This window comes from Mesorhizobium sp. CA8 (assembly GCF_020164955.1).
Classification (GTDB): domain Bacteria; phylum Pseudomonadota; class Alphaproteobacteria; order Rhizobiales; family Rhizobiaceae; genus Mesorhizobium.
In genome coordinates this window covers 25,434-43,644 of the sequence record NZ_JAIUHG010000027.1, presented here as the reverse complement: position 1 = coordinate 43,644, position 18,211 = coordinate 25,434, and the positions used below count along the sequence as shown (strand labels likewise).

Sequence of the window (18,211 nt, the reverse complement as noted above, 5' to 3'; positions counted from 1 at the left end):
CGCGGCTCATACAAGGTTTTTCGCAATTGCGAAAGGGGAGGCCGGACCCCAAATACATGGTCACTGATTCTTAAACGTCTTGGTGTGAAATGATTCCGTTAACCAAGGCGGAACCTTTGAGGGGCCGGGCAGTTCGATGTTCATGACCGATCAGATGTCCAGATTGCGTCCGGTTTTCGCGTGGGCAGCGCTTGGCGTGCTCGTCGCGGCGGGCGCGGCGCAGTCGGCGGCAGCCCTCAGGGAAGCCGACCCGATAGCGCCGCCCGACGCCAGGACCGCGCAGCAGATGTTCGCCGACGCCCCCGACGGCGTCGACCCGATCGTCACCGGCCCGGTCAGCGCCGCGTTCAAGCAGCGCCAGAAGGATGCCAACTGCGACACCGCAGTCTGGCCGAAAATTCCCACGGCTTGCTATCCGGATTGACACCCTTCACGGCATTCCGAGTTCAGTTCTGGACTGCCACGGCGCTTTGACGTCGCGGCATTAGATCGAGCGGCTGCTGGGCTCAGGGTGTGTTGAGATTCAGGTTAGGCCGAGCCGAGAACGGTGGTTTCCGAGAACCGGAGCGGAGCGTACTTAAAGTACGTGAGCACCGGAAGCGCAGGAAACCATTGTTCGCAGGCCGGCATCACCTGAATATCAACGCAGCCTAAGCCGACCGCACCGGATCGAGCGTAACCTTGTAAAGCTCGTTGTCGTCGCGATCCATCAGCCGCACCGTGAGCTGCTCCGTCGCGCCTGAAATATCCACCAGACCGAAGAACTGCAGGCCGGCCGACGGCGGCAGGTTCTGGCCCTGTTCGGCGGTCGGCGCCTTGATGAACTTCAGCTCCGGCCCAAAAGTCATGTCGAGATCGTTGGGGCCGAAGGTGCCGGCGTGGATCGGGCCGGAGACGAATTCCCAGAACGGATTGAAATCCTGGAACTGCGCCCTGTCGGGATTGTAGTAATGCGCCGCGGTGTAGTGGACGTCGGCGGTGAGCCACACCGTGTTGGTGATGCCGGCATTCTTGATGAAGCGAAGCACATCGGCGAATTCGAGCTCGCGGCCTTTCGGCGCGCCATTGTCGCCGTTGGCGACAGCCTCGGCACCGGCCTTCTTCGCCGCGTCGTTCCAGACGACCAGGCCAAGCGGCATGTCGGCGGCGATGACCTTCCACGTTGCCTTGGAATTTGCCAGCTCCCGCTTCAGCCACTTGGACTGCTCCTCGCCGATCATGCGCGACTTCGGCGTCAGCGTCTCTTCCATGTCGGGGCCGTTCGGGCCGCGATAGGAGCGCATGTCGAGGAAGAACACGTCGAGCAGCGGCCCATGCGAGACCTTGCGGTAGACGCGGCTCGGCTCCGACGGCTCGTAGCGGATGGTCGTCATCTCATGGAAGGCGCGCGCGGCCCTGGCCGCCAGCACATGGATCGACTTTTCCTTGTAGCGGTCGTCGGCGGTCAGGTCCTTCGAGTCCGACCAGTTGTTGAGCACCTCATGGTCGTCCCACTGGTAGAAGGTCGGGCAGATCGCCGAGAGGGCAAGCACATGCTTGTCCATCATGTTGTATTTCCACTGGTCGCGGTACTCGTCCAGCGTCTCGGCGACCTTCCGCTTGCCGTCGATCATGACGACGTTCTTCCACTTGCCGCCGCCGGGCAGGTCGACTTCATCCTTCAAGGCGCCGTCGGCATAGATCGTGTCGCCGGAATGCAGGAAGAAATCCGGCGTGTGCTTGGCGATGGTCGAATAGGTCTTCATGCCGGTCTCGTCGATGCCCCAGCCCTGGCCGGCGGTGTCGCCCGCCCAGGCGAAGCGCACATCGCGCTTCGAGGACGGCGCCGTGCGGAAGCGGCCGACGATCGGCTCGGACACGGCATTGATGTCGGAAAGATCGGCAGCAGTCATGCGGTAGAAGATGTCCTGGTCGGAGGCGAGATCGGTGAGCAGCCGCTTCGCCGTGTAGTCGCTGGCCGGCAAGGTATCGAGCGCGGCCAGCCTTGTGGCATTGGCGAAGCTTTCGGTGGTCGAGACTTCATACATCACGCGCGCCGGGCGATCGGTGCGGGTCCACACCATGCCCGACGTGGCGTCGACGTCGCCGGACTGGACGCCATGCGTGAAGGCCGGGCGCTGATTGGCGCGGGAATAATAAGGCAGCGCAAGACCGGAGGCGCCGACAAGGCCAAAGGCGCTGGCCGAGGTGACGAAAGCGCGGCGGGTCAGTAAGATCTTGTTCATGGCTGTCTCCGGATGGGGCTTTGAACGGGACCGCCAAGCTCTCGCCTGAATGTTTCAGGCGTGTCTCGGAACCATGAAGTTTTGATAACAGTGAACAGGATATCTTCTCCCCCTCGAGGGGAGATGTCGCCAAAGGCGACAGAGGGGTCGCCTGGCGTGGAGCGGCAACGCGCTCGGTGACACAGACATCGTCGGTGATCTATGTGAGACGACCCCTCTGACCGCTTCGCGGCCATCTTCCCCTCAAGGAGGGAGATTAGCGGTGCTCAAGCCACCTGCGGCTCCGGCTCGAACGCCGGCCTGTCGGTGTTGATCAAGAGCGAGATACACGCCGCCGCGATGCCCGTCATGCCGGCGATCAGAAAGGCCAGCTCGTAATCGCCCTGCAGCTCGCGCATCGTCCCGCCGAAGGCGGCGGCGGCCGCGGCGCCGATCTGGTGTCCGGCGACGATCCAGCCGAACACGATCGGCCCGCTGCGGTCGCCGAAAGCCTCATTGGCCAGCCGCAGCGTCGGCGGCACGGTGGCGATCCAGTCGAGCCCGTAGAGCACGGCGAAGATGATCAGGCTGGTCGCGGAGAAGCCGGAATAGGGCAGGTAGATCAGCGACAGCCCACGCACGGCGTAATAGACGCCGAGGAGCTTGCGCGGATCGAAACGGTCGGTGAGCCAGCCGGACAGCGTGGTGCCGATCAGGTCGAAAATGCCCATCATCGACAACAGCCCGGCTGCCTGCACCTCGCCAATGCCCATATCGCCGCAGAAGGCGATGAGATGCGTGCCGACGAGACCATTGGTGGTGAAGCCGCAGACGAAGAAGGTGGCAAACAGATACCAGAAGACCCGTGTGCCCGCCGCGCGGCGCAGCGTGTTCAGCGTATGCGCCAGGAAATTGCCCTGCGATGCCGGCGACACCGGCGGCACGTCATTCGCATCGGCGCCGTAGCGAACCTGGCCGATCGAAGCCGGGCGTTCCGGCACCAGCAGGAGGACGAATGGGATCAGCGCGGCGGTGGCCAGCGCCACGGCGGTCGCGACAGGCTTCCAGCCGCCGCTTTGCGCCAGCGAGGCGATCACCGGCAGGAACACCAGCATGCCGGTGGCGCTGGAGGCCGACATCAGGCCCATCATCAGGCCGCGATTGGTCTTGAACCAGCGATTGACGATGGTGGCGCCCAGCACGCTCGCCACCGCGCCCGAACCGACGCCGGAAAACACGCCCCAGGTGAGGAAAAGATGCCAGGGCTCAGTCATGAACAGGCTGAGCGCGGTCGATCCCGACATCACCAGCAGCGCGCCAAGCAGCGTACGGCGCAGCCCGATGCGTTCCATCAGCGCGGCGGCGAACGGTCCGGTCAAGCCGTAAAGCAGGATGCCGACGCTGGCGGCCCAGGACGTCACGTCGCGACGCCAGCCGAAGCTTTCCTCCAGCGGCACCATCATCACCGACGGCGCAGAGCGAAGCCCGGCGGCGATCAGCAGGCACAGGAAAATGACGGCAACGACAACGAAGGCGTAGCGCTGGCCAAACGGACGGGACTGGATTATCATGTTACTGACCGGTACGTTGCAATGGAGTTAGGCCATACATACGTACCGGTCAGTAACATTGTCAAGCGAGTTGTTTGAATGCCATCCGACAATAAAATTGAAGCGTCCGTGAGCGATAGCCCTGCTCCCAGAGCGGCGGACAAGATCCTGGACGTGGCGCGCGACCTTTTTTATCGCGAAGGCATCAGGGCGATCGGCGTCGACGAGATCGTCAAGCGCGCCGGCGTGACCAAGCCGAGCCTGTACCGCAGCTTCCCCTCCAAGGACGAGCTTGCCGCCTCTTATCTGCGCAAATACGACCTCGAATTCTGGGAGCGCTTCGACGAAGCCGTCGACGCGCATCCGGGCGACCCGCGCGCCCAGATCATCGCTTTTCTGACCCGCGTCGGCAAACGCACGCAAAAGCCCGATTATCGCGGCTGCGGCATGACCAACGCTGCGGTGGAATATCCCGAGCGCGGCCATCCCGCGCGGGTGGTGAGCGAGAATAACAAAATGGAACTGCGCCGGCGCCTGCGCGCCATGGCCGCCGCGATGGGTGCCGCCGATCCCGACACGCTGGGCGATGGCCTGCTGCTGCTCATCGAGGGCGCCTATATCAGCGGCCAGCTGTTTGGCGTTGGCGGACCGGCGGCGGCGGTCGCCCGCAACGCCGATCTCTTGATCGAAGCCAGCTTGAAGAAATAACAGGCCGCGTTACGCTTCCGGCAACTCGAAATGGAGTTGCCAGTAATGCGTGCTCTTCTGATCCCGCTTGCCCTCGCCGGCTTCTGCCAGGCGGCCCAGGCCGGCGCCATCTCCAGCGCCTATACCGATCTCGACTGGAAGAAGGACTGCGTGACCTATGCGCAGGCCGCGGAAGGGGAGGGCGACTGGGCGAGCCTCGCCTGCTTGGGCTACCGCGGCTACCCGGTGCTGATCGGCTACGACGATGCGCGGGAATCTGTCTATTACGGCTTTCCGTCCGAGGACATGACCGCGGTCTGGGAGAGCTTCACCGCCTTCAACGGCTCCGGCCCGAAGGTGGAATGGCGCATCGAGACCAATGGCGACGTCGCCATCCCCTTCGCCGCCATCCACCGTCGCTCGGTCAGCAATCCCGAGGACGAGAAGAAATCGACCGAGGTGCTCGTCGTCGCCAAGGTGGCGCAGCCGGAAGAACACCGAGGCTGCACGATCGGCCTGGTCTTAGCCACCGGCAATGCGCAGGCCAATGACAGGCGCGCAAGCTCGCCGACGAGAAGGCGAAAACCTTCACCTGCGGCAAGGACAAGCGCGAAGTGATCGGCGACGTGCCGGCCTTCGGGAGAGTTGATAACTAGCGGAGCCTAGCCAAACATTAGGCCAGCGCCGGATCGGGTTTCCATCGGCCGACTTGCCAAGTAAACCCGTGTTCCGATTGCAGCCGGTCTTGGGAGGTTCCGCTTGTCCAGCTCTGTTAGCGTTGCGAACGAGAACGGCGTGGCGGTGGTCACCATCGACAATCCGCCGGTTAATGCGCTGAGTTTTCATGTCCGCAGGCCGCTTTACGAGGCGCTCACCGCTTTGCGCGACGATCCGGCTGCCAGGGCTATCGTTATCGCCTGCGCCGGACGCACCTTTGTCGCCGGCGCCGACATCACCGAATTCGGCAAGCCGGTCGAGCTGCCGGAACTGCGTGCCATCATCGCCCTGCTGGAAACCATCGCCAAACCGACGGTCGCCGCCATCCACGGCACGGCGCTGGGCGGCGGGCTGGAGCTGGCGCTCGGCTGCCATTTTCGCGTCGCGGACGCCGGCGCCAAGCTAGGCCTGCCGGAGGTAAAGCTTGGCCTGTTGCCGGGCGGCGGCGGGACCGTGCGTTTGCCACGCTTGGTCGGCGCCGCGAAAGCGCTCGGCATGGTCGTCTCGGGCACGCCGGTCTCGGCCGGTGAGGCAAAGGCCGCCGGTCTTGCCGATGCGGTTGTCGAGGGCGATCTATTGACAGAGGCGGTTCGTTTCGCCCGCGAAATGGCTGATCGAGGCGGGCCGTTCGTGCCGGTGCGTGACCGCAATGACCGCCTTGCCGGGACCGATCTCGCATCCTTCGACAGCCTAGCCGCCGATCTGGCCAAAAAAGCCCGCGGACTGGACGCGCCGCTGGCCTGCGCCGAAGCCGTGCGCAACGCGATCATCTTGCCGTTCGACGCAGCCCTTGCGGCCGAGCGGCAACTTTTCCTGAAGCTCGTTTCCAGCGATCAGTCGCGGGCGCAGCGGCATTTGTTTTTCGCCGAGCGCGAGGCCGCAAAGATACCGGGCAAGGACCTGCAGAAGCGCCGGATTGAACGCGTCGGCATCGTCGGCGCCGGCATGATGGGCGGCGGCATCGCGATGGCCTTTGCCAATGGCGGTCTCCCGGTGACTTTGCTCGAGACCAGCGAGGAGGCGCTGCGGCGCGGCCTGGCGACGATCGAGAAGAACTATACCTTCTCCGTCAGCCGCGGCTCGTTGAGCGAAGAGGCGAAGCGGAAGCGGCTCGGACTCTTCAAGGGCAGCACCGACTATGCCGACCTCGCCGATTGCGATTTGATCATCGAGGCCGTGTTCGAGGACATGGCGGTCAAGAAGGAGGTGTTCGGCAAAGTCGACGCCATCGCCAGGCCCGGCGCCATCCTCGCCACCAACACCTCCTATCTCGACGTGGACGAAATCGCCGCCTCGACCTCGCGTCCGGGGGACGTGCTCGGCATGCATTTCTTTTCGCCGGCAAACGTCATGAAGCTCCTGGAGATCGTGCGCGCCGAGAGGACCGCGCCCGAAGTGCTGGCGACAGTTGCCGAACTAGCGCGGCGCATCGGCAAGGTGGCGGTGGTCGTCGGCGTCTGCCACGGTTTCGTCGGCAACCGCATGCTGTCGGCGCGGGGCGCCGAGAACGAGGCGCTGTTGCTGGAAGGCGCGACGCCAAGCCAGGTCGATAAGGCCTTCACCGGTTTCGGCTGGCCGATGGGGCCGTTCCAGATGGGCGACCTCGCCGGCCTCGATATCGGCTGGCGCAACCGCAAGGCGCGCGGCCAGGCGGCGGTGATTGCCGATACACTGTGCGAGCAGGGCCATTTCGGCCAGAAGACCGGGCGCGGCTGGTATCGTTACGAGACCGGCTCGCGTGAGCCGATTGCCGATCCGGGCGTCGAGGCGCTGGTCCGGGCCAAGGCGGCGGAGCTTGGAATTGCGCGGCGCGAGATCGGCGCCGACGAGATCATCGAGCGCACGCTCTGTCCGCTGGTCAACGAGGGCGCCAGGATCCTCGAGGAAGGCATCGCCGCGCGCGCGTCCGATATCGATGTCGTCTGGGTCAATGGCTACGGCTTCCCGATCGGCAAGGGCGGGCCGATGTTCTGGGCCGGGCTTGAAGGTGCGGCGAAGATCGTCGAGCGGCTGGAACACTGGCACCGGCAGACCGGCCGGCCGATCTTCGAGCCGGCGCCGGCGTTGAGGCGGTTTGCCGAGACGGGATCGTGGGAAGGTGCGGGCGGCGCCCCATAACTTCGTCATTCCAGGGCGAAGCGAAGCGTAGACCCTGGAATCCATGCCGTTCCATCAGACAAAGAATGCAACGGTGCAGAACGAGCGATGGCACAGCCGTCGATTATTCTGCACCGTCGCCGCGCTCAGACGTCGCGGCATGGATCCTCGGGCCTGCGCTGCGTCGCTACGATCCTTGCTCCGCCCGTGGATGACGAACGCGGAGGCGACACACCAAATTTGACCATGTGGACAAATCTCAGGCGCCGTTCCATAGTCCTGGGTGTCTGACATTTTGAAACGGCCGGCTCGACACGGCTGTCGAACAGAGGGGCACTTCAATGGAAAACGAACGTAGCAAAACGCAACGCGCCGGCCTGTCGCGGCGCAGCGTGCTCGAACTCGGCGCGCTCGGCCTCGCGGCCACCGTGCTGCCCGGCGCGGCCTTCGCCAAGGACAAGAAGCTGAAGGTGGCGGCGATTTTCGCCACGCCGATCGAGGAGCCGTGGGACAACCAGATCCATGTCGCCCTGCAGAAGGCCGAGAAGGAGCTGGGCATCGAATACAAATGGTCGGAAAAGGTGCAGACCGCCGACTTCAGCCGCGTGATGCGCGAATATGCGCAGGGCGGCTACCAGCTGGTGCTGGGCGACGCCTTCGCCGCCGAGCGCGAGTCGCGCCGCACGGCCAAGCAATTCCCGAAGACGGCGTGGCTGTTCGGCTCCGGCGCCGGTCCGGCCGAGCCCAATTTCGGCGTCTTCGACAACTGGATCCACGAGCCCGCCTATCTCTCCGGCATGATTGCCGGAAAAATGTCGAAATCGGGCACGGTGGGCGCCGTCGCGGCGATGGGCATTCCGGAAGTCAACCGGCTGGTCAACGCTTTCTTTGCCGGCGCCAAGGAGGTCAACCCCAACGTCAAGAAGAAGGTCGCCTTCATCGGCTCCTTCTTCGATCCGCCCAAGGCCAAGGAAGCGGCCGTGGCGCAGATCGATGCCGGCGTCGACGTCATCTATGCCGAGCGCTTCGGCGTCATCGAAGCGGCCGTGGAGAAGAAGATTTTTGCCATCTCCAACATGTCCGACCAATCCAGCCTCGGGCCGGATACGGTCATCACTGGCCCGGTGTGGGACATGTACCCGACGGTCGAACAGGCGATCAAGCTGGTCAAGGCCGGCGTCTTCACCGCGCAGGACTATGGCGATTTCTCGCGCATGGCCAAGGGCGGCTCGTATCTGGCGCCCTACCACAAATTCGACAAGACGCTGCCCGCCGACGTCAAGGACCTGGTCGAGAAGAAGAAGGCCGAGATCCTCGAAGGCAATTTCCGCGTCGACGTCGACGAGAACACGCCGGTTTCGGATTGACGCCGGCGTTCCCCTCCCCCTTGAGGGGAGGGTGGCCCGCAAGGTCGGGAGGGGTCGCCCACGACGCACTCCATCCTTTTTATCAACGTCGAGGCGGTTGAGGCGACCCCTCCCGCCTCGCTTCGCTCGGCACCCTCCCCTTAAGGGGAGGGATACCAGCGCAGGAGCACCCTTGTCCGCCCCACTTATCGAAATGCGCGGCATCACCAAGAGCTTTGGCGCCGTCAAGGCGAACGAGGCCGTCGACCTCAGCGTGGCCCCTGGCGAAATCCTCGGTCTTTTGGGCGAGAACGGCGCCGGCAAGACGACGCTGATGAACGTGCTGTTCGGCGCCTATGCTCCGGACGCCGGCGAGATCCTGGTCGAGGGCAGGCCGGTTGCCATCCACAACTCCGCCGATGCATTGGCCGCCGGCATCGGCATGGTGCACCAGCATTTTCACTTAGCGCCGCGCTTGACGGTGCTGGAGAACCTCCTGATCGGCATTCCCGGCAAGTCCGGCCGCGTCGACCGTGCTCGCGGGCTTGCCCGCCTGGACGAAATCAGCCGGCAATATGGGCTGAGCCTCGATCCGAACTTGCCGGTGTCGGCGCTGTCGGTCGGTGAGCAGCAGCGATTGGAGATCATCAAGGCGCTGTTTCGCGGCGCCAGGCTTTTGATCCTCGACGAGCCGACGGCGGTGCTGGCGCCGAGCGAAGTCGACGGCCTTTTCGCCGCTCTGCGCTCCATGGCGGCGCAAGGGCTCGGCATCATCTTCATCTCCCACAAGCTCAACGAAGTCAGGGCCCTCACCCACCGCTGCGTCGTCCTGCGCCACGGCAAGGTCGCCGGCCGCGTCGAGCATCCGGCAAGCACCACATCGGCGGAAATGGCCAAGCTGATGTGCGGCCACGAAATCGTGCCGCCGGTCAAACAGTCTTCGACGCCCGGCGCTTCCGTGCTGACGCTCGACCGCATATCCACTTCCGCTCATGCCGGCACGCCGCTGCGCGACGTCTCGCTTTTCGTCCGCGCGGGCGAGATCCTGGGCATCGCCGGCGTTTCCGGCAACGGCCAGCGCGCGCTGGCCGATGTCATTTCCGGCATGCTGCCGCCCAAGGCCGGAGCGATGACGATAGCCGGCAAAGCGGTTGCGCAATTTTCGCCGCGCGAGCTGCAGACGCTCGGCCTCGGCCGCATCCCGGAAGACCGGATGACGACCGGCCTGGTCACCAATTTGCCTTTAGCCGACTCCATGGTGCTGCCGCGCATCGGCACCGAGGCCTTCAGCCGCAAGGGCTTGCTCAACCCGGCCGCGATCCGCGCCTTCGCCGAGCAACAGATCAAGGCCTATGATATCCGCTGCCCCGGGCCGATGGTGCGCGCCGGTGCGCTGTCCGGGGGCAATCTGCAAAAGGCGCTTCTTGCGCGCGAGCTCGCTTTCGACCCCAAGGTGCTGATCGTCTCGCAGCCCACGCGCGGCCTCGACATCGGCGCCGCCCGCTTCATCCACGAAAAATTCCTCGCCATGCGCGCCAAGGGTTGCGGCATCATCATCATCGGCGAGGACCTCGAGGAATTGCTGATGCTCTCGGATCGCATCGCGGTGATGTATGAGGGCCGCATCGCCGGCACGCTTCCCAGCGCTGACGCCACCGTTGCAAGGCTCGGCCTGATGATGACCGGCGCGGAGGGCCACGCCTGATGTTTCGCCTCGAAGGCCGTACGTCGACACCGGCCTGGTTCAATCTCGCGCTGCCGCTGGTCGCCATCGCCGCGACGCTAATCCTGTGCAGTGGCCTGATCGCGATTGCCGGCGCCGGCGTCGTTGAAGCCTATGGCGTCATGATTTCGGCCTCGCTCGGCGACAGCTATGCAATCACCGAGACGCTGGTGCGAGCCGCCCCGATGATCTTCACCGGCCTGGCGGTGGCGATCGCCTTCCGCGCAAAATTCTGGAACATCGGCGCCGAGGGCCAGCTGCTCGCCGGCGCGGTGGCAAGCTGCTTCGTCGGCGCCATCCCGATGCCGGGCTATCTCGCCATGCTGCTGATGGCGCTTGTAGGCGCGGCTGCGGGCGCTCTCGTCGCGCTGGTGCCGGCGACATTGCGCGTCAAATTCAAGGTCGACGATGTGGTCAGCTCGCTGCTGCTCAACTCGGTCATCTATTACGCGCTGATGGCACTGATCGAAGGACCGTGGAAGGACACCTTCTCCGGCTACCCAATCTCCCCGCCGATCGAGGACTCGGCCAATTTCCCGGTGCTGATCGAGGGCACAAGGCTACATCTCGGCGTGGTCGTGGCGCTGATCGCGGCACCCCTTTGCTGGTTCCTGATCGCGCGCACCACGCTCGGCTTCAGGATCCGCGTCACCGGCGAAAATCCGGAAGCCGCCCGCTATGGCGGCATCAATGTGCAGCGCGTGCTGCTTTCTACCGCGCTGCTCTCCGGCGCGCTGGCCGGGCTTGCCGGCGTCGGCGAGGTCGGCGGCGTGCATTTCCAGGTGATGAGCGACATCTCGCCGGGTTACGGCTATTCCGGCATCGTCGTCGCCATGCTCGCCAGGCTCAACCCGCTCGGCGTGGTGCCGGCGGCGATCTTCCTGGCCGCGGTCATGACCGGCGCCGAGGCGATGTCGCGCGCGACCGGCGTGCCGGCTTTCTTAAGCGACGTCATCCAGGGCACGGCGCTGCTGGCCATGCTGGTGGCGCTGCTCTTCACCGCCTACCGCATCCGCCGCGTGGGAGCGCAAACATGAGCGCGGTGTTCGAGCAGATCTTCCAGGTCGGCTTTCTCGCCGCCATCATCCGCATCGCCACGCCGCTCGCTTTCGCCACGCTTGGCGAAATGTTTTCCGAGCGGGCAGGCGTGCTCAATCTCGGCATCGAAGGCATCATGCTGCTGTCGGCGATGGCCGGCTTCACCGCGGCCAGCCTCAGCGGCAGCCTGTGGCTTGGCGTGCTGGTGGCCGTGCTGGTCGGGGCGCTGATGGGCGCGCTGCATGCGCTGTTCACTGTGGCGCTGGGGCTTAGCCAACATGTCTGCGGCATCGGCGTGACCTTGTTCTGCTCGGGCCTCGCCTATTTCCTCTACCGGCTGATCTTCGGCCAGCAATCGGTGCCGCCGAGCATCGGCGGCTTCAAGCCGGTGCCGATCCCGCTGCTTTCGGATGTCCCGATCCTCGGCCCGGCCGTGTTCAACCAGTTCACGCTGGTTTATCTGGCGATCATCGCCATCCCGCTCGCCGCCTTCGTGCTCTACCGCACGCCATGGGGGCTGTCGGTGCGCATGGTCGGCGAGAATCCGCGCGCGGCGGACTCGGCCGGCGTCAGTGTGATTGCCACGCGGTTCCAGGCGGTGATCCTCGGCGGCGCGCTGATGGGTCTTGCCGGCGCCTTCCTCACCATGGCGCAGTTCAACGCCTTCACCTTCGGCGTCGTATCCGGACGCGGCTGGGTGGCGATTGCGCTGGTCGTGTTCGGCCGCTGGGATCCCTGGCGCTCGGCGGGCGCGGCGCTGCTCTTCGCCTTCGTCGACGCGCTGCAGCTCAGGATGCAGGCGAGCGGCCTCGGCCACATCCCCTACGAAGCCTTCCTGATGCTGCCCTTCATCTTCACCATTGTCGCCATGGCCTTCATGTCGCGCAACGCGGTCGCGCCTTCGGCGCTGCTGAAGCCGTTTCGAAGGGAAGAGCGGTAGACGAGGAACGCCCCTTCCTCTCCCCCCGTCGATCGGGGGAGAGGAAGGGTGCCAAGCCTCAGATCGCGGTAAAGGCGTTATCCACAAACAGATGCGCGCCGTTGACGAAGCTCGATTCGTCGCTCGCCAGGAACAATGCGGCCTTGGCGACTTCTTCCGGCTCGCCGATGCGGCCTTGCTGCGCGGCCATGGCCGCGTCCGAGACGTCGACGCCGAGCTTGCCGAGATCGGCCACTTCACGCAACCCGTGCGGCGTGCGGATGAAGCCCGGGCAGACGGCGTTGCAGCGGATGTTGCGGTCGCGGAACTCCACCGCGATCGCCCGCGCGAACATGTGGCAGGCGCCCTTGGTCGTGTCGTAGAGCACTTCGTTCGGCGTCGCCGCCACCGCCGAGATCGACGAGGTGCAGACGATCGAGCCGCCGCCGGCGGCGATCATGCCCGGCAGCACCGCGCGGGTCATTAGGAACATCGAGCGAACGTTGACTGCATGCAGCCAGTCCCACTCCTGCAGCGTCGTCTCCAGGAACGGCTTGATGACGATGGTGCCGGCATGGTTGAACAGCACCGTGACCGGGCCGAGCTTCGCCGTCGCCGCCTTCACCGCCGCCTCGACCTGCGCCTCATCCGAAACGTCGGCGACGAAATGCTCCGCGACTTGGCCCCGTGCCCGGATCGCCGCCGCGGTCTTGCCGGCCGCCTCGCCATTGCGGTCGATGATCGCCACCTTGGCGCCTTCGGCGGCAAACAGCTCCGAAGCCGCCCCGCCCATGCCTGTCGCACCGCCCGAAACGATCGCGACCTTGCCCGCCAGCCTTCCACCCATTCTTTTCTCTCCTCAGTGCCGCCGATATCGGCTCACACGATGCTATCCGCCATACGCGAGGCGGCCAAGACCGTTCGAGCGATTGGATTATTGTGCGTGCGAGCGCCCAAAAGCGCCGATTTTCAAGCCGTTTGGCCGGATCGCCTGGTTTCTGAAATCGGGTACGCCGCATTTGCAGCGAGTACGAAAAACCACAAATTGCCCGTTTTCAAAAATGCTGTTCCAGAAATTGCGCGAAAATAGCAATCGACAAAGTCTAGTAACTTAATAGATTAATGGTCCGACGGAGGATCGACTATGTCCTACTTTCAGAACGCCCAGCGCAAAAGCCAGAGGCTTGCCGCCGACCAGAGCTGGAGGCCCGCCTATGGCGGCACGTTCGCCTACATCGTCTTTGCGCTTGCCTTCGTGTTCACTGGCGCCGTCATTTTCGGGATCATCCCCTGACTGAGCCGGGGCCAGAGGCCCCGCCGTTCCAAAATTTGAGTTGAGTAATCGGAGCTGAAGACCGGCGCGATGACGAGATGGATTTGACTCGGGGTTCGGAGCGGGGCGGCCCAACGTGATGGAGGAGATGGCAATGCCGATCGAGTTCACGCATGTTCCAGGCAAGCCTGCGTCGTCTTTGCGCTTGCCTTCGTGTTCACTGGCGCCGTCGTTTTCGGGATCATCCCCTGACTGAGCCGGGGCCAGAGGCCCCGCCGTTCCAAAATTTGAGTTGAGTAATCGGAGCTGAAGACCGGCGCGATGACGAGATGGATTTGACTCGGGGTTCGGAGCGGGGCGGCCCAACGTGATGGAGGAGATGGCAATGCCGATCGAGTTCACGCATGTTCCAGGCAAGCCTGCCAATGGCAGCTTCTTCTATGATTTTGCTGAGACGGCGACCAAATTGTCGCTGATCGAGGATTCCGGTTTCCGCAAGCTGGTGGTGGACGATCCGGCCGGACTGCTTACCAATATGGACATCGCCGCCCAGACGCTCGACCGCACCGGCTCGCTCGAAGTCGTGCTGACGCACTGGGCCGGCGTTATCGACCCGACAGTGGCGGCAAGGCAGCTCGCAGCGCTCGACCGTCGAGGCGGCGGCCGCCTGTCGCTTCGCATGTTGAGCGAGCCGCTGGACGACAGCGATGCCGAGGCGCGGCCGGTCGGCCACGGCGTCGTGTGGCAGCGCATCGACGAATATCTGGTGCTGCTGAAGCGCCTGTGGTCGAATGACAGGCCGTTCGACCACGAAGGCGCCTTCTACAGCGTCCGGAGCGGCTTCGTGCCGCGCAAGGGTCCGCATGGCGCCGATCTCGTCATCCGGCTCGGTGGCCAGTCGGGCACCGCGCTGAAGGTCGCCGGCAAGCATGCCGACGTCTTCGAGCTGGCCGTCGGTTCGCCCGACGAGGTGAGGCAATTGATGGAGCGCGCGCGCAGCGCCGCCGCCGAGCACGGCCGCGGCGGCAGGCTGCGCTTCGCGCTGCCGGTCCGCATTCACCCGGACGGCTGGACGGGAACCCCGGATCACAAGACGGTCGAGATCGCCGGACCGCCGGCGCGGCTGGCTTTGGCGCTTTTGCCCTATGCCGCGCTGGGCATCGAGGAATTCATGATCGGCGGCATCGATCGTCCGGGCGAGATCGCCCGTATCGGGCGCGAGACGATCACGATGGTCGCGAATTCGCTGGCGCGCCGCGAAGCCGAGGTTCCGCAGCCGGGTATGCTTGCGCCCCGTCTCTTCCCAGGGATCCACGCAGGCTGAGCAGGTCGGATCCGGCGGCAATCCGCTTGCGGGTCGGTGATTTCCAGGAATGTCTGTTCGACGTTTCCCCTATGGCCGGCCCCTATGGTTGGGATGAGTAGTCCAGGCCGTCCATCACATAATCCGCAAACAGGAAGTCGCGGATGCCGGCAATCCGGCCGTTCTCCCAATCGATGAGGATGAAGTAGCGCGGCGGTCCGTCCGGACGTTCCGGGCTGGTGACCAGGATGGCCGGCCGGCCTTCGACAAGCCCGGTCGTGAAATGCCAATGCGTCTCGTCGGCATAGCGGCCGAAATAGTTGCCGACATATTCCTTGCCGTCGGCACGCAGGCGGTTGACCAGCTCCAGCTTGACGTCCTCGGCCAGCAGGCCGCGCAAGGCATCGAAGTCCCTGGCGTTGAAGGCCGCCACATAGTCGCCGAGACGCCGCATGTCCTGCCGGTCGAGCGCCGGGCGGGGCGACGCCATGCGCGGCGCGGCGGCCAGCTTGCGCAGGCTCTCGCGGCCCCGCTGCAGCGCGCCCTTGATCGCCGTATCGGAGGTTTCGAGGATTTCGCCTATCTCCTCCAGGCTGTGTCCGAGCACATCCTTTAGCACGACCGCGCACCGTTGCGCCGGCGGCAATTGCATCAGCTCGGCAAGGCTCGCCTCGGCGGCAATGCGCGCATCCAACGCCGAATTCTCGTCGGCGATCGTGTCGAGCTCGACCTCGCTTTCGCGACCCCGCAAGCGGGCCCGCTTGCGCAGGAAATCAAGGGCCGCGTTGTGCGCGATGCGAAACAGCCAGGGTTCGGTCTTGTCGGGCATGTCGCCATTCCTGATCGCCACGAAGCCTTTGGCCAAGGCTTCCTGGACGATGTCTTCGCCGTCGATGACCGATCCGACCATGCGCGAAGCGTAGCGGTGCAGTTTGGCTCTCAGCGAAGCGGCCTCGCGCTCGAAGGCGCGAAGCCTGGTCTGGGTCGCCGCGACTAACTGATCCTGCGAACCGGTCACGCAGCCTCCTAGTTTTCCACCCCGCCCGCGTGGGAATAGCTCATGTGACCCATCATGCTCTCGCCGGCGGCCAACTCAACGATGCTCTTCATGTACTCGCCGAAGCGCGGATCGCTGCGGAAGGCAGCGATATCCTCCGCCGAACGCCATTGCGAGATGTTGGCGACCTTGCTGCCGTCGCCGCCGACGACCACGGACGAAGACAGCGAGCCCGGCTGCTTGCTGAAGAAGTTTCTCGTGCCCTCGGCAAGCGTCTTGGCGAGTTCCTGCTGCTTGCCCGGCTTGGCGGTGAAGACGTTGATCAAGGTTACTGTGGTCGACATGGCTCAGCTCCGTTTGTCCTGAGGCGGAGACCGTCTTGGCTCTCGCACCCGTTACGACCCTCAAGACGAAGCCCGAACCGAAAAACGGAACGGTAGGGCCAAAATTTCGATGAACCCAAAACCGTCAGCGCGCCGCGCCCGCGAGCTGCCGCAACGCGGCAATGACGGCCTCCGAGTCCGCCAGCGCGCCGAAGACGCCGTCCTCGACCGTCACCATATGCAGCGCCGCTTCATGCGCATACCGGTCACCGCTGGCGCAGGCGTCCGAAATCGTCAGGCACTGGAAGTTGCGGTCGCAGGCCTCGCGCAACGTGGTGTGCACGCAGACATCCGTCGTGCAGCCAGCGAACATCAGATGCGTGATCCCGCGCGCCCGCAAGACGAGCTCCAGATCCGTATAGGTGAAAGCGCTGTTGCAGGTCTTGTCGACGATGATGTCCTGCGGCGCCACGTCGATGTCGGCGACGATCTGGAACCCCGGGCCGGAGCGCAGCAGGACATCGGTGCCGTCGAGCTCCGCCCGCCTGCGGCGCCATTTCTCGTAAGGCGTCATATCGGCCATGTCGGCGCGGTAGCCTTGCCTGGTGTGGATGATGGTGATGCCGGCGGCGCGCGCCGCGGCAATCAGCCGGTTGACCGCCGGCAGGATGGCTCTCAGCGGCGATGGATCATAGCCTTTCCTGGCGAAGTAACCGGTCGGCGACAGGAAATCCTCCTGCAGGTCGATTACCAGCAGCGCCGTATGCTGCGGCTCCAGCTTGCCGTCATAGGGGAAGTCGAAGGGTACCGCCTTGATCATCGGCCGCCTGCCTTGGAGCAATTCCAGGAAAAGTACCTAGCGGTTTTCCGTCCGGAATTGCGCAAAAGAAATAAAACTTATTGCGCCATGCGCATCGTGCCCGGCAACTGCCCTGCGGTCCAGGCCCGCTGCCGAGATGAGCATCGGCACATCGGAATTGCTAAGCAGCATAATTATAGTTGACTCACAAACTCATGTTTCATAGTCAACCCGCATGGCTCGCCCTGCACCTGTCTCTGTGGCGGCCGCCGCATTGCAATGATGAAGCGAGGACGAGCCTTGTCCCGAAACAGTCTCCTGGCGGCGTTGGCCGCGTCGCTCATTCTTTCGGCTGGTGTCGCCGCGGCGCAGGAACGATCGGCGACGCCTGCGCCAGTCGAGCAGGCGCCGGCCCCTCCAATCCTACAGAGGCCCACGGCACCGACGCCCGCTCCGACGTCGGTGGAATTGGGCCTCCAGCCAGCTGCGAACGGCGTAGCCGGCGAAGAGCCGTCCATCTCGCTGACGCTGCCGCATGACCTGTCGCCCTGGGGCATGTTCATGAATGCCGACATCGTCGTGAAGGCGGTGATGGTCGGCCTGGCCTTCGCTTCCCTCGTCACCTGGACGATCTGCCTCGCCAAGTCGCTGGAGATCTTTGGCGGCAAGCTGCGGGCCCGCCGCGCCGCCGATGCGATCGGCAATGCCGCGACGCTGATGCAGGCCGGTCGGGAACTTGGCCACAGCGGCGGCCCGGGCGCGCTGCTAGTGCGGGTGGCGGAAGAAGAACGGGCGCTTTCGGCCGGCGCGCTCGACCATGCTTCCGGCGACGGCCTGAAGGAACGCGTCGCCTCCAGGCTTGCGCGCATCGAGGCGGCGGCGTCCCGGCGCATGTCGCGCGGCACCGGCCTGCTCGCCACCATCGGCTCGACGGCGCCCTTCGTCGGCCTGTTCGGCACCGTATGGGGCATCATGAACGCCTTCATCGGCATCTCGCAAGCGCAGACCACTAACCTGGCCGTGGTGGCGCCCGGCATCGCCGAGGCGCTGCTTGCGACCGCGATGGGCCTTGTCGCGGCCATTCCGGCGGTCGTCATCTACAACGTCTTCGCGCGCTCGATAGCCGGCTACAGGCAGATCCTCGCCGACGCTTCCGCCGGCGTCGAGCGGCTGGTGAGCCGCGACCTCGATTTCCGCACGGTACCGCCGGCAACGGCGATCGCAGCGGAGTAGCG

The 18,211-nt window shown here is 64.8% G+C and carries 15 protein-coding genes and 2 pseudogenes; 11 read left to right on the top strand and 6 right to left on the bottom strand.

Annotation, left to right across the window (positions count from 1 at the left end):
• The first annotated feature begins 136 nt into the window (after nucleotides 1–136).
• On the top strand, nucleotides 137–424 hold the full coding sequence (locus tag LB553_RS24670) for a hypothetical protein (protein ID WP_224516996.1): 288 nt from the start codon (nucleotides 137–139) through the stop codon (nucleotides 422–424).
• Nucleotides 425–650: 226 nt separating this feature from the next.
• On the opposite strand, the gene LB553_RS24665 is transcribed toward LB553_RS24670, so the two are convergent.
• Nucleotides 651–2,225, bottom strand: coding sequence for an alkaline phosphatase D family protein (locus LB553_RS24665; protein WP_224516994.1), 1,575 nt, complete (start codon nucleotides 2,223–2,225; stop codon nucleotides 651–653).
• Nucleotides 2,226–2,491: 266 nt separating this feature from the next.
• On the bottom strand, nucleotides 2,492–3,775 hold the full coding sequence (locus LB553_RS24660; RefSeq protein ID WP_224516993.1) for an MFS transporter: 1,284 nt from the start codon (nucleotides 3,773–3,775) through the stop codon (nucleotides 2,492–2,494).
• 78 nt (nucleotides 3,776–3,853) lie between these two features.
• Here LB553_RS24660 and LB553_RS24655 point away from each other — a divergent pair, with 78 nt between their 5' ends.
• The 7 genes and pseudogenes from LB553_RS24655 to LB553_RS24625 all read left to right on the top strand — a co-directional run bounded on the left by LB553_RS24655 (nucleotide 3,854) and on the right by LB553_RS24625 (nucleotide 12,302).
• Nucleotides 3,854–4,462: a TetR/AcrR family transcriptional regulator gene (locus LB553_RS24655; protein WP_224516991.1), complete on the top strand. Its 609-nt coding sequence runs from the start codon at nucleotides 3,854–3,856 to the stop codon at nucleotides 4,460–4,462.
• Nucleotides 4,463–4,507: 45 nt separating this feature from the next.
• Nucleotides 4,508–5,097, top strand: a pseudogene (locus LB553_RS24650) (hypothetical protein).
• 103 nt (nucleotides 5,098–5,200) lie between these two features.
• The gene (locus LB553_RS24645) at nucleotides 5,201–7,276 is read left to right on the top strand and encodes a 3-hydroxyacyl-CoA dehydrogenase NAD-binding domain-containing protein (RefSeq protein ID WP_224516989.1); all 2,076 of its coding nucleotides are present in this window, start codon (nucleotides 5,201–5,203) and stop codon (nucleotides 7,274–7,276) included.
• A gap of 320 nt (nucleotides 7,277–7,596) precedes the next feature.
• Nucleotides 7,597–8,622, top strand: a complete 1,026-nt coding sequence (locus LB553_RS24640) for a BMP family protein (RefSeq protein ID WP_224516987.1) — start codon at nucleotides 7,597–7,599, stop codon at nucleotides 8,620–8,622.
• Between the two features lie 193 nt (nucleotides 8,623–8,815).
• Nucleotides 8,816–10,066: pseudogene (locus LB553_RS24635) on the top strand (ABC transporter ATP-binding protein); the annotation flags it as partial.
• 239 nt (nucleotides 10,067–10,305) lie between these two features.
• Nucleotides 10,306–11,361, top strand: coding sequence for an ABC transporter permease (locus LB553_RS24630; protein ID WP_224516983.1), 1,056 nt, complete (start codon nucleotides 10,306–10,308; stop codon nucleotides 11,359–11,361).
• Nucleotides 11,358–12,302 carry an ABC transporter permease gene (locus tag LB553_RS24625; protein ID WP_224516981.1) on the top strand — a complete coding sequence of 315 codons (945 nt, stop codon included), beginning with the start codon at nucleotides 11,358–11,360 and terminating at the stop codon, nucleotides 12,300–12,302. The genes LB553_RS24630 and LB553_RS24625 overlap by 4 nt, the downstream gene beginning before the upstream one ends.
• A gap of 58 nt (nucleotides 12,303–12,360) precedes the next feature.
• Here LB553_RS24625 and LB553_RS24620 read toward each other — a convergent pair whose 3' ends face one another.
• On the bottom strand, nucleotides 12,361–13,128 hold the full coding sequence (locus LB553_RS24620; RefSeq protein ID WP_224516979.1) for an SDR family NAD(P)-dependent oxidoreductase: 768 nt from the start codon (nucleotides 13,126–13,128) through the stop codon (nucleotides 12,361–12,363).
• A 297-nt stretch (nucleotides 13,129–13,425) separates the two neighbouring features.
• Here LB553_RS24620 and LB553_RS24615 point away from each other — a divergent pair, with 297 nt between their 5' ends.
• Together LB553_RS24615 and LB553_RS24610 are read left to right on the top strand one after the other, a co-directional pair.
• Nucleotides 13,426–13,575: a hypothetical protein gene (locus LB553_RS24615; RefSeq protein WP_224516977.1), complete on the top strand. Its 150-nt coding sequence runs from the start codon at nucleotides 13,426–13,428 to the stop codon at nucleotides 13,573–13,575.
• 364 nt (nucleotides 13,576–13,939) lie between these two features.
• The gene (locus LB553_RS24610; RefSeq protein WP_224516976.1) at nucleotides 13,940–14,878 is read left to right on the top strand and encodes an LLM class flavin-dependent oxidoreductase; all 939 of its coding nucleotides are present in this window, start codon (nucleotides 13,940–13,942) and stop codon (nucleotides 14,876–14,878) included.
• An 82-nt stretch (nucleotides 14,879–14,960) separates the two neighbouring features.
• On the opposite strand, the gene LB553_RS24605 is transcribed toward LB553_RS24610, so the two are convergent.
• From LB553_RS24605 to LB553_RS24595, 3 genes are all read right to left on the bottom strand, one after another.
• Nucleotides 14,961–15,875 (bottom strand): sigma-70 family RNA polymerase sigma factor, encoded by a 915-nt coding sequence (locus tag LB553_RS24605; protein ID WP_224516974.1) that lies wholly within the window; start codon nucleotides 15,873–15,875, stop codon nucleotides 14,961–14,963.
• A gap of 8 nt (nucleotides 15,876–15,883) precedes the next feature.
• Nucleotides 15,884–16,198, bottom strand: coding sequence for an antibiotic biosynthesis monooxygenase family protein (locus LB553_RS24600; protein ID WP_224516972.1), 315 nt, complete (start codon nucleotides 16,196–16,198; stop codon nucleotides 15,884–15,886).
• Nucleotides 16,199–16,322: 124 nt separating this feature from the next.
• Nucleotides 16,323–16,997 carry a cysteine hydrolase family protein gene (locus tag LB553_RS24595; protein ID WP_224516970.1) on the bottom strand — a complete coding sequence of 225 codons (675 nt, stop codon included), beginning with the start codon at nucleotides 16,995–16,997 and terminating at the stop codon, nucleotides 16,323–16,325.
• Nucleotides 16,998–17,276: 279 nt separating this feature from the next.
• Between LB553_RS24595 and exbB the strand changes: the two genes are divergently transcribed.
• Entirely contained in the window at nucleotides 17,277–18,209 is a 933-nt protein-coding gene (gene exbB / locus LB553_RS24590; protein WP_224516968.1) for a tonB-system energizer ExbB, read from the top strand.
• Nucleotides 18,210–18,211 lie beyond the last annotated feature (2 nt).

Bases quoted from the DNA above. Each gene is read 5' to 3' on its own strand.
- LB553_RS24670 (WP_224516996.1), top strand. From the start codon at position 137: ATGTTCATGACCGATCAGATGTCCAGATTGCGTCCGGTTTTCGCGTGG.
- LB553_RS24665 (WP_224516994.1), bottom strand. From the start codon at position 2,225: ATGAACAAGATCTTACTGACCCGCCGCGCTTTCGTCACCTCGGCCAGC.
- LB553_RS24660 (WP_224516993.1), bottom strand. From the start codon at position 3,775: ATGATAATCCAGTCCCGTCCGTTTGGCCAGCGCTACGCCTTCGTTGTC.
- LB553_RS24655 (WP_224516991.1), top strand. From the start codon at position 3,854: ATGCCATCCGACAATAAAATTGAAGCGTCCGTGAGCGATAGCCCTGCT.
- LB553_RS24640 (WP_224516987.1), top strand. From the start codon at position 7,597: ATGGAAAACGAACGTAGCAAAACGCAACGCGCCGGCCTGTCGCGGCGC.
- LB553_RS24630 (WP_224516983.1), top strand. From the start codon at position 10,306: ATGTTTCGCCTCGAAGGCCGTACGTCGACACCGGCCTGGTTCAATCTC.
- LB553_RS24625 (WP_224516981.1), top strand. From the start codon at position 11,358: ATGAGCGCGGTGTTCGAGCAGATCTTCCAGGTCGGCTTTCTCGCCGCC.
- LB553_RS24620 (WP_224516979.1), bottom strand. From the start codon at position 13,128: ATGGGTGGAAGGCTGGCGGGCAAGGTCGCGATCGTTTCGGGCGGTGCG.
- LB553_RS24615 (WP_224516977.1), top strand. From the start codon at position 13,426: ATGTCCTACTTTCAGAACGCCCAGCGCAAAAGCCAGAGGCTTGCCGCC.
- LB553_RS24610 (WP_224516976.1), top strand. From the start codon at position 13,940: ATGCCGATCGAGTTCACGCATGTTCCAGGCAAGCCTGCCAATGGCAGC.
- LB553_RS24600 (WP_224516972.1), bottom strand. From the start codon at position 16,198: ATGTCGACCACAGTAACCTTGATCAACGTCTTCACCGCCAAGCCGGGC.
- LB553_RS24595 (WP_224516970.1), bottom strand. From the start codon at position 16,997: ATGATCAAGGCGGTACCCTTCGACTTCCCCTATGACGGCAAGCTGGAG.